This window comes from Paracoccus sp. DMF (assembly GCF_004407025.1).
Classification (GTDB): Bacteria; Pseudomonadota; Alphaproteobacteria; order Rhodobacterales; family Rhodobacteraceae; genus Paracoccus; species Paracoccus aminovorans_B.
This window is the reverse complement of record NZ_SOKV02000057.1, coordinates 8,590-18,259: the sequence shown is the minus strand read 5'-3', so window position 1 is coordinate 18,259 and position 9,670 is coordinate 8,590. Positions and strand designations below refer to the sequence as shown.

Here is a 9,670-nt window from a genome sequence, read left to right as displayed (position 1 = left end):
GTCGCGCTGCCGGCCAAGCTCCTGACGGATCGCCCCGAAGACCGCAGGGTCGCGGCTGTCGAGTGTTTCGGTGAAAAATCCGGTGTCGGTCATCTTGTCCCTCATGCAAAAAGACGGCTCGGCCGGGTTCTAGCGGCTTTTGCCGCGTCCCGCTAGGATGGATGCGACGCGGGTTCGGTAGATTATCCCATATGCCAAAGGGTCTTGCGCCCGCGCCGCCCGGCGCCATGATGGCGGCCATGAAGCTGCATTTCATCGCCTCGAGCACCGAAACCGCCGTCACCGCCGCCGAGACGCTGTCCGAGCGCTATGGCCATGTGCCGCTGCGCGAGGCCGAGGTGATCGTGGCCCTGGGCGGCGACGGGCTGATGCTGTCGGTGATGCATCAGAATCGCGGGTTGCCGGTCTATGGCATGAACCGCGGCACCATCGGCTTCCTGATGAACAACTATTCGGTTCATGACCTGACGGCCCGCATCGCCGAGGCCGAGGAGACGGTGATCCACCCGCTGGCGATGACCGCCGGCACCACCGACGGGCACGAGCATTGCGCGCTGGCGATCAACGAGGTCAGCATGCTGCGCGCCGGGCCGCAGGCGGCGCGGCTGCAGATCAGCGTGAACGGCACGGTGCGCATGCCGGAACTGGTCTGCGACGGGGCTCTGCTGTCGACCCCGGCGGGTTCGACCGCGTATAATTATTCGGCGAACGGGCCGATCCTGCCCTTGGGCAGCGACGTGCTGGCGCTGACCGCCATCGCCGCCTTCCGGCCCCGGCGCTGGCGCGGCGCCATCCTGCCCAGCGCCGCGACGCTGCGCTTCGACGTGCTGGAACCCGACAAGCGCCCGGTCATGGCCGATGCCGATTCGCGCGGCGTCGATTCGGTGCTGTGGGTCGAGGTGCGCTCGGAAACCTCGGTCAGCCACCGCTTGCTGTTCGACCCCGGCCACGGGCTGGAGGAACGGCTGATGCGCGAACAATTCGTTTGAGGCCGTGACCGGGGCAGGGTAAAGGGCCGGGCATGAGCAACGCCCCGATCCTGCCCCCCGAAATCGCCCGCCGCCGGACCTTCGCGATCATCTCGCACCCGGACGCCGGCAAGACCACGCTGACCGAGAAGTTCCTGCTGTTCGGCGGCGCGATCCAGATGGCCGGCCAGGTCCGCGCCAAGGGCGAGGCGCGGCGCACCCGCTCGGACTTCATGAAGATGGAGCAGGACCGCGGCATCTCGGTCTCGGCCTCCGCCATGAGCTTCGAATTCGGCGAATACCGCTTCAACCTGGTGGACACGCCCGGCCACAGCGACTTTTCCGAGGACACCTATCGCACGCTGACCGCGGTGGACGCCGCGATCATGGTCATCGACGGCGCCAAGGGGGTGGAAAGCCAGACCCGGAAACTGTTCGAGGTCTGCCGGCTGCGCGACCTGCCGATCCTGACCTTCTGCAACAAGATGGACCGCGAGAGCCGCGACACCTTCGAGATCATCGACGAGATCCAGGAGAACCTGGCCATCGACGTGGCGCCGGTCAGCTGGCCCATCGGCATGGGCCGCGACTTCATCGGCGCCTATGACCTCTTGCACGACCGGCTGGAGATCATGGACCGCGCCGACCGCAACAAGGTCGCGGAGACGGTGCAGATCACCGGGCTCGACGACCCCAAGCTGGCCGAGCATGTGCCGGCCGAGCAGCTGGCGAAGCTGCGCGAAGAGCTGGAGATGGCGCGCGAGCTGCTGCCCGCCTTCGACCGCCAGTCCTTCCTGGAGGGGCACATGACGCCGATCTGGTTCGGCTCGGCGATCAACAGCTTCGGCGTCAAGGAGCTGATGACCGGCATCGGCGAGTTCGGCCCGGCGCCGCAGCCGCAGAACGCCGCCGAGCGCCAGATCTCGCCCGAGGAAAACCCGGTGACCGGCTTCGTCTTCAAGGTGCAGGCCAATATGGACCCCAAGCACCGCGACCGGGTCGCCTTCGTGCGGCTGGCCTCGGGACATTTCGAGCGTGGGATGAAGCTGCTGCATGTGCGCTCGAAGAAGCCGATGGCGGTGTCGAACCCGGTGCTGTTCTTGGCCGCCGACCGCGAACTGGCCGAGGAGGCCTGGGCGGGCGACATCATCGGCATCCCGAACCACGGCCAATTGCGCATCGGCGATGCGCTGACCGAGGGCGAGGCGCTGCGCTTCACCGGCATCCCCAGTTTCGCGCCCGAGCTTTTGCAGACCGTGCGCGCGGGCGATCCGATGAAGGCCAAGCATCTGGAAAAGGCGCTGATGCAGTTTGCCGAGGAGGGCGCCGCCAAGGTGTTCAAGCCGATGATCGGTTCGGGCTTCATCGTCGGCGTGGTCGGCGCGCTGCAATTCGAGGTGCTGGCCAGCCGGATCGAGATCGAATACGGCCTGCCGGTGCGGTTTGAATCGTCGCAATTCACCAGCGCGCGCTGGGTGGCCGGGCCCAAGGACAAGGTCGAGGCCTTCGCCCAGGCGAACAAGGGTCACATGGCGCAGGACCATGACGGCGACCTAGTCTATCTGACGCGGCTGCAATGGGACATCGACCGCGTCGGGCGCGACCATCCCGAGCTGAAGCTGACGGCGACGAAGGAGATGATGGTCTGAGACGCAGCACGAGGCCTTTGCGGCCTGCATGGTTGCCATCCGGCCTTGCAGAGTCGGCGCAGAAAGGCCGCCTTGCTGCGTGGAGGCGAATCGAGCATGTGCATGGCGTGGAGCGGAGTGCGGCATGCCGTCCACGGCCTTGCGCAGATTTCTGACCTATGCCGGGACCGGCGTGACTGATCGCGGCCGATAAGTCCAAGCGGATCGACTTCCAGCGAACCTGATTCCCGGCCACCGGCTCAGTGTGCGCAACGGAACGGCCGCCCCGCGCTTGCCGACCTGCCCTAACCCGCCACCTCATCCGTCCAGACTGTGAACTCGCGCAGTTCATGCGTGCCGAAGCTCGAGATCAGGGCGGCGTCGGCGGCATCCCTGCCGTGGCCGATGGTGATGCGGCCGATGCGCGGCGCGTTGTTGCGCGGGTCGAAGGTCCACCAGCGGCCCGACAGCCAGACATGCATCCAGGCGGCGAAATCCATCGGATCGGGGCTTTTTGGTACACCGATGTCGCCCAGGTGGCCGAAGGCATAGCGCGCCGGGATATTCAGGCAGCGGCACAGCGCAATGGCCAGATGCGCGAAGTCGCGACACACGCCCTTGCGCTCGGCATAGGCACTGTGGGCGGTGCGGAACTGGTCCGCATCGCCATAGCTGAAGGCGAGATGCGCATGGGCAAAGTCGCAGATCGCCTGCACCCGCGCCCAGCCCGGCGCCACCTGGCCGAACAGATCCCAGGCCAGTTCACCCAAGAGATCGGTCTCGCAATAGCGGCTGGCGGCGAGATAGGGCAGCACCGCGTCGGGCAGGGCCTCGACCGGGCTTTCCTCGGCCGCGGGAAACACCGGGTCGGGCAGGCCGCTGTCGGCGATCACCGCATCGCTTTCCAGGGTGAAGCGCCCGCCCGGGGCGGTCAGCCGGGTGCGCAGGTTGCCGAACATGTCGATATGGGTCGCATGCGGCACGGCGGGATCGGTGCGGAACGCTTCGGGCGCGCGCAGGTCCAGCCGGCGTTCCGGACGCGCCGTCAGCTGCACGATCAGCGGCAGCGGCGCGGCGGATTCCAGTGTGATGCGATAGCCATAGCGGATCAGCATCAGGCGACCGTCACCTCCATGGTGATCTCGGCATTCAGCACCTTGCTGACCGGGCAGCCCTTTTCGGCCTTGCGGGCGGCGTCCTCGATCACGGCCTTGTCGCCCGTGCCGGTGATGGTGGTGCTGAGATGCGCGGTCTTGATCGCGAAGCCGTCGCCGTCCTGGTCGAGGCCGATCTTCGAGGTGGTCTGGATGGTTACGTCCGTCACCCCGGCCTCGGCCAGGATCTTCGACAGCGCCATGCTGAAGCAGGCGGCATGGGCGGCGCCGATCAGCTCCTCGGGGTTGGTGCCGGGCTTGCCCTCGAAGCGGGTGTTGAAGCCATAGGGCTGGTCCGAGAGCGCGCCCGATTTGGTCGAGATCACGCCCTTGCCGTCCTTGAGCCCGCCCTGCCATTTCGCCGAGCCATAGTTCACGATCATGATCCGTCCTCCGGTTTGCTGCGATGGGGTCGGGGGCACAACGCGCGACGGCTTGCGCGGTTTCACCCGCCGGCCTATGCCGGCCGGCAAGCAGGGGAAGGGGAGACGCATGCCGCTGCACGAACTGGCGGCGCTGGGTGCGGCCGCCTGCTGGGCCATCACCGGGATGCTGTCGCAAGCGGCGGCGCAGGCGCTGGGGCCCTTCGGCTTCAACCGGCTGCGCCAGGCCATGGTGGCGGCCATGCTGGCCGTGATCGTGCTGGCGACGGGGCGCTGGCACGGCATCGCCGCGGCCGACCTGTGGCGGCTGTCGCTGTCGGGGATCGTCGGCATCTTCCTGGGCGATACGCTGCTTTACGTGGCGCTGATCCGGCTGGGCCCGCGCCGCTCGGGGGCGCTCTTCGCCATGAACGCGCCGATGGCGGCGCTGATGGGCTGGCTCGCCCTGGGCGAGGCGCTGTCCCCGGCCGCCGTGCTGGGCGTGGTGCTGTCGACGCTGGGCGTCGCCATGGCGGTGCTGGGCCGGCCGGGCCGCGCCGGCGGGCATCGCTTCGAGGCGGTGCAGGGCTCGGTCTGGGCCGGGGCCGGCTTCGGTCTGCTGGCGGCGGCGGGGCAGGCGCTGGGGTCGCTGATCGCGCGGCCGGTCATGGCCGAGGGCTTCGACCCCTATGTCGCCTCGCTGATCCGGGTGGCGGTCGCGGTCGCCTGCCTGATGCTGCTGATGGCGCTGCCGATCCGCGCCGTGAAGCCGCTGGGCCGGCCTTCGCCGCGCGTGCTGCTGCTGACGGCGCTGTCGGGGCTGATCGCCATGGTGACCGGCATGACGCTCTTGATGTTCGCGTTGCAGGGCGGCAAGGTCGGCATCGTCTCGACGCTGTCGGCGCTGTCGCCGGTGCTGATCCTGCCGGTGCTCTGGGCGATGACCGGGGCGCGGCCCTCGGCCACGTCATGGGCGGGGGCGGCGCTGGCGGTCGCCGGCATGGCGCTGATCTTCCTGCGCTGACGGCTTTGTCACTTGCCCGGATGCGCGCGCCGCGCTTGCATGGCGGCGCAGACACAAGGAGAATCCCATGCGTATCATCCCCTTCGCCCTGGCCGCCCTGCTGGCCACGCCCGCCCTGGCGCAGGAGCATGCTGGCCATGACGGCGGCTCGGCCTCGGACGCGGCCTATGAGCAGGTCATGGAGAAGATGCATGAAGACATGATGATCGACTACAGCGGCGATGCCGATGTCGATTTCATGCGCGGCATGATCCCGCATCACCAGGCCGCCATCGACATGGCCAAGGTGGCGCTGGAGCACGGCAAGGATCCTGAGGTGCGCAAGCTGGCCCAGGAGGTCATCGAGGCCCAGAGCGCCGAGATCGCGCAGATGCAGGAATGGCTGAAGGCGCATGACAAGGCCGAATAGCCGCAGTTCCGGCCCGGCCGGCGGTGGGGGCCGACTGCCCCCACGCCCCCGTGAGTATTTTCGAAACAGTGAAGGCGGGGGCCTGCGCCGTCGCGCCCCGGTCAGGCCTTGACCGTCGCCCGGACCGCCACGATCCGGGTCGCCGCCTGGGCGGCCTCGCGGCCCTTCTTCACGAAATGCTCGCGGAAGATGGCGGTGTGGTGCTCGGTTTCCTGGTAGTGATGCGGGGTCAGCGACACCGAGAGCACCGGGACGCCGCTGTCCATGCCGGCGCGCATCAGCCCGTCGACCACGGCCTGGGCGACGAAATCGTGGCGATAGATGCCGCCGTCCACCACCAGCGCGGCGCAGGCCACGGCGCCGTAGCGGCCGGTTTGCGCCAGGTCGCGGGCCAGCAGCGGCATCTCGAAGGCGCCGGGGACGTCGAAGACGTCGACCTGGTCGCGCGGCACGATTTCGCAGAAGCCTTCCAGCGCCTGATCGACGATGTCGGCATGCCAGTTCGCCTTGATGAAGGCATAGCGGGTGTGTGTCATGCGGGATCTCCTTTCCAAGTGACACGTCACCCAAGGCGATCACATGAGGGCCGGGCCCCTCGGGGCCGGCTCGCACGCTCTCTTTCATCCGGACTGTGACCGTCGGCCCAGGAATCGCACCTGGTCTGCTGACCCCTGATCCGGCCAGACCAGCCGGGGCAAGGCGCTCGCGGGCTTGCATCGCTGCTTACCGCCGGTGGGGAATTCCGCCCCGCCCTGAGAACTCGGCCTTGATGCCAGCAGGCCGCCCGCGATGCAAGGGTCAGAGCAGCCGCTCGGCCTCTTGAATCGCGAAACGGTCCGTCATGCCTGCGACATAATCGAGGACGATTCGCGCGCGCTGCGTCTCGTCCGCCGCCGCCTCGGCGGCCCGGAACCAGTGCTCGGGCATTTTCGAGGGATCGTTCAGGAACAGCGGGAAGAGGCCGTTCAGCATCTCGGTCACGCGCCGGCGCTCGACCACCACGGTCGGGGCGCGATACATGCGCTGGAACAGGAACAGCTTGATCGCCTTGAGGTTCTGGTAGAGCGGCTTCGAGAAGCGGATGATCGGCCCCTCCATGGCGCGGATGTCGTCCGCGCTTTGCGGCTGTAGGCTGGCGAGGCGGTTCTGGGCGACGGCGATCACGTCCTCGACCATGACGCCGAAGACCCGGCGCAGCGCCTCGTGCCGGCGCCGCATCGGTTCCAGGCCCGGATGCAGCGCATCAACCCGCGCGAAGGCCTCGCCCACCACCGGCAGCTCGGCCAGGTCGGCCTCGGAGAAGAGACCGGCGCGCAAGCCGTCGTGCAGGTCGTGGTGGTTATAGGCCACGTCGTCGGCCACCGCCGCCACCTGCGCCTCGGCGCTGGCATTGGTGTGCAGTTCCAGATCCCATTCCGCGTTCACCTCGGCCAGGGCATAGGGCAGGGGGCCGGTGACGGGGCCGTTATGCTTGGCGATGCCCTCCAGGCTTTCCCAGGTCAGGTTCAGCCCGTCGAAATCGGCGTAGTGGCGTTCCAGTTTCGTCACGATGCGCAGCGCCTGGGCATTGTGGTCGAAGCCGCCATAGGGCGCCATCAGCGCCGCCAGCGCATCCTCGCCGGTATGGCCGAAGGGCGGGTGGCCGAGGTCATGGGCCAGGGCCACCGTCTCGGCCAGGTCGGTGTTCAGGCCCAGCGTGCCGGCGATGGTGCGGGCGACCTGCGCGACCTCGATCGTATGGGTCAGGCGGGTGCGGTAATAGTCGCCCTCGTGCTCGACGAAGACCTGGGTCTTGTGCTTGAGCCGGCGAAAGGCCGAGGAATGGATGATGCGGTCGCGGTCGCGCTGCCAGGGGCTGCGAAAGGTGGACATGCGCTCGGGCCAGCGACGGCCGCGGCTTTCTTCGGGCTGGCAGGCATAGGGGGCCGTCATCTCGTCCGTTCCTTGCAGGCGTTTGCGGCGAACCCTATATTCCATGCCTGACGACGGAAACGGGAACGCCCCATGAACGTGGAACTGAACCTGCCCCCGAAGGTGACCGAGCGCGCCTTCCAGCGCCTGGCCGAGATCAACGAGGGCGGCCCGGCGCGGCCCTTGCGGGTTGCGGTGGCGGGCGGCGGCTGCTCGGGCTTTCAATACGACATCCGGCTGGACGACGCGGCCGAGGATGACTTGCTGCTGCAAGGCGGCGGCCAGACCGTGGTGGTCGACCCGGTGTCGCTGCCCTTCCTGGCCGGTGCCACCATCGACTTTGCCGATGAGCTGATCGGGGCGCGCTTCACCATCGACAATCCGAACGCCAGCTCGTCCTGCGGCTGCGGCACCTCGTTTTCGATCTGATCTGGCGCGGGCCGGCGCGGGCCGCTAACCTGCGCGGCATGAAAATCGCGACATTCAACATCAACGGCGTCCGCGCCCGGATCGAGACCCTGACCGGCTGGCTTTCCGAGGCCCAGCCCGACGTGGTGGTCCTGCAAGAGATCAAGTGCCAGGACGAGGGCTTTCCGCGCGAGCCCATCGCCGATCTCGGCTACAATATCGAGACGCATGGGCAAAAGGGCTTCAACGGCGTCGCCATCCTGTCGAAGCTGCCGCTGGAGGATGTGGCGCGCGGCTTGCCGGGCGACGACACCGACGAGCAGTCGCGCTATATCGAGGCGACGGTGCTGGGCACCCGCGCCGTGCGCGTCGCCGGGCTCTACCTGCCCAACGGCAATCCGCAGCCCGGGCCGAAGTTCGACTACAAGCTGGCCTGGATGGCGCGGCTGCAGGCGCAGGCGCGGCGGCTGCTGGACAGCGAGATGCCGGCGGTGATGCTGGGCGACTACAACGTCATCCCCGAGGCGCGCGATGCCGCCCGGCCCGAGAAATGGCGGAATGACGCGCTGTTTCAGCCCGAAAGCCGCGCCGCGCTGCGCCGCATCCTGTTCGACGGCTGGACCGATGCGGTGCGCCTGCGCGACCCGGACGCGACGCGCGGGCCCTTCACCTTCTGGGATTACCAGGCCGGCGCCTGGCAAAGGGACGACGGCATCCGCATCGACCATGTGCTGCTGTCGCCGCAGGCCGCCGACCTGCTGATCGACCTGGGCATCGACCGCGACGAACGCGCCAAGGACAAGCCCAGCGACCACGTCCCGGTCTGGATCGACCTGAACGCCTGAGCGCGTTCAGATCCCCGGGGCCGCGCGCCTTCAGCGCCGCCGCGGCCCCGTTCTCCGACAACGCGCCGGAACCAATCGACGTCTGCGTTGGTTCGCCTCGAGATCTCTCCGGTCAGGTGGTGTGATGGCGAAAGACCTCCGGTTCGGCCCGCTGGGGCCTGAGACGCTGCATCTTTGCGTCGACATGCAGAAGCTGTTCGCGCCCGGCTCGCCCTGGGCGGTGCCGTGGATCCAGAAGACCCGGCCGGCCGTCGCCACCCTGGTCGAGGCCCAGCCGGCGCGCACGGTCTTTACCCGCTTCATCCCGCCGGTGCGGCTGGATCACGCGCCGGGCAGCTGGGCGCGCTATTACGCCGGCTGGCCGGGGATGCTGCGCGAAAACCTCGACCGGTCCTGGCTCGACCTGCTGCCGGAACTGGCGCGGCACACGCCTCCGGCGCGGGTCGTCGACAAGGCGGTCTATTCGCCCTGGCACGATGGCAGCCTGCATCGGTTCCTGCGCGGTGCCGGGATTTCGGCCCTGCTGGTCAGCGGCGGCGAAACCGACGTCTGCGTGCTTGCCACCGTGCTGGGTGCGGTCGACCTGGGATATCGGGTGGTGCTGGTCGCCGATGCGCTTTGCTCGTCCACGGATGCGGGCCATGACGCGGGAATGACGCTTTATCGCCAACGCTTTTCGCATCAGATCGAGACCGTCTGCCTGGAAGAGGCACTGGAGGCCTGGCGACCGGAGTAACGGCCAGGCGCACAAGTCGCGCGCCGTCTGGCCGGAAAGGGAAAGGGGGCCTTGTGGCCCCCCTCTTGTCCTGATCAGCGGCGCCCGCGCGACGACGAGCGGCGGTCGTCGTCGTCATCGTCGCGGCGGTTGTCCCAGCCGCGGCGCGCCGCCTCGGCATGGCCGCGGGAATCGCCGAACCAGCCGCCCTGGCCGCGGTCGCGCGAATAGTCGTCGTCGCGGCCG

11 protein-coding genes and 1 riboswitch are annotated in these 9,670 nt (G+C 68.3%); of the genes, 7 read left to right on the top strand and 4 right to left on the bottom strand.

What is annotated here, in order from left to right; genetic code table 11:
* Positions 1 to 239: 239 nt before the first annotated feature.
* Positions 240 to 989, top strand: a complete 750-nt coding sequence (locus E3D03_RS18335; RefSeq protein WP_062562183.1) for an NAD kinase — start codon at positions 240 to 242, stop codon at positions 987 to 989.
* A gap of 32 nt (positions 990 to 1,021) precedes the next feature.
* On the top strand, positions 1,022 to 2,617 hold the full coding sequence (locus tag E3D03_RS18330) for a peptide chain release factor 3 (RefSeq protein WP_062560433.1): 1,596 nt from the start codon (positions 1,022 to 1,024) through the stop codon (positions 2,615 to 2,617).
* A 284-nt stretch (positions 2,618 to 2,901) separates the two neighbouring features.
* On the opposite strand, the gene E3D03_RS18325 is transcribed toward E3D03_RS18330, so the two are convergent.
* Positions 2,902 to 3,711: a transglutaminase-like domain-containing protein gene (locus E3D03_RS18325; protein WP_263568138.1), complete on the bottom strand. Its 810-nt coding sequence runs from the start codon at positions 3,709 to 3,711 to the stop codon at positions 2,902 to 2,904.
* On the bottom strand, positions 3,711 to 4,133 hold the full coding sequence (locus E3D03_RS18320) for an OsmC family protein (protein ID WP_263568137.1): 423 nt from the start codon (positions 4,131 to 4,133) through the stop codon (positions 3,711 to 3,713). The genes E3D03_RS18325 and E3D03_RS18320 overlap by 1 nt, the downstream gene beginning before the upstream one ends.
* Positions 4,134 to 4,242: 109 nt before the next feature.
* On the opposite strand from E3D03_RS18320, the gene E3D03_RS18315 reads away from it, so the two are divergent.
* The gene (locus E3D03_RS18315) at positions 4,243 to 5,136 is read left to right on the top strand and encodes a DMT family transporter (RefSeq protein WP_263568136.1); all 894 of its coding nucleotides are present in this window, start codon (positions 4,243 to 4,245) and stop codon (positions 5,134 to 5,136) included.
* 67 nt (positions 5,137 to 5,203) lie between these two features.
* Positions 5,204 to 5,545, top strand: a complete 342-nt coding sequence (locus E3D03_RS18310) for a DUF305 domain-containing protein (protein WP_263568135.1) — start codon at positions 5,204 to 5,206, stop codon at positions 5,543 to 5,545.
* 101 nt (positions 5,546 to 5,646) lie between these two features.
* Here the strand turns inward: E3D03_RS18310 and E3D03_RS18305 are convergent, their stop codons facing one another.
* Both E3D03_RS18305 and E3D03_RS18300 read right to left on the bottom strand, forming a co-directional pair.
* Entirely contained in the window at positions 5,647 to 6,081 is a 435-nt protein-coding gene (locus E3D03_RS18305; protein ID WP_263568134.1) for a 6,7-dimethyl-8-ribityllumazine synthase, read from the bottom strand.
* A gap of 72 nt (positions 6,082 to 6,153) precedes the next feature.
* Positions 6,154 to 6,309: riboswitch (FMN riboswitch) on the bottom strand.
* Between the two features lie 34 nt (positions 6,310 to 6,343).
* Positions 6,344 to 7,477, bottom strand: coding sequence for a deoxyguanosinetriphosphate triphosphohydrolase (locus E3D03_RS18300; RefSeq protein WP_263568133.1), 1,134 nt, complete (start codon positions 7,475 to 7,477; stop codon positions 6,344 to 6,346).
* A 72-nt stretch (positions 7,478 to 7,549) separates the two neighbouring features.
* On the opposite strand from E3D03_RS18300, the gene E3D03_RS18295 reads away from it, so the two are divergent.
* The 3 genes from E3D03_RS18295 to E3D03_RS18285 all read left to right on the top strand — a co-directional run bounded on the left by E3D03_RS18295 (position 7,550) and on the right by E3D03_RS18285 (position 9,445).
* Complete coding sequence (locus E3D03_RS18295; RefSeq protein ID WP_172823719.1) at positions 7,550 to 7,885, top strand: HesB/IscA family protein; 336 nt, start codon at positions 7,550 to 7,552, stop codon at positions 7,883 to 7,885.
* A 38-nt stretch (positions 7,886 to 7,923) separates the two neighbouring features.
* A complete protein-coding gene (gene xth / locus E3D03_RS18290; RefSeq protein ID WP_263568132.1) occupies positions 7,924 to 8,709 on the top strand; it encodes an exodeoxyribonuclease III in 786 nt (261 codons plus the stop codon).
* A 124-nt stretch (positions 8,710 to 8,833) separates the two neighbouring features.
* On the top strand, positions 8,834 to 9,445 hold the full coding sequence (locus E3D03_RS18285; RefSeq protein ID WP_062560440.1) for a cysteine hydrolase family protein: 612 nt from the start codon (positions 8,834 to 8,836) through the stop codon (positions 9,443 to 9,445).
* Positions 9,446 to 9,670 lie beyond the last annotated feature (225 nt).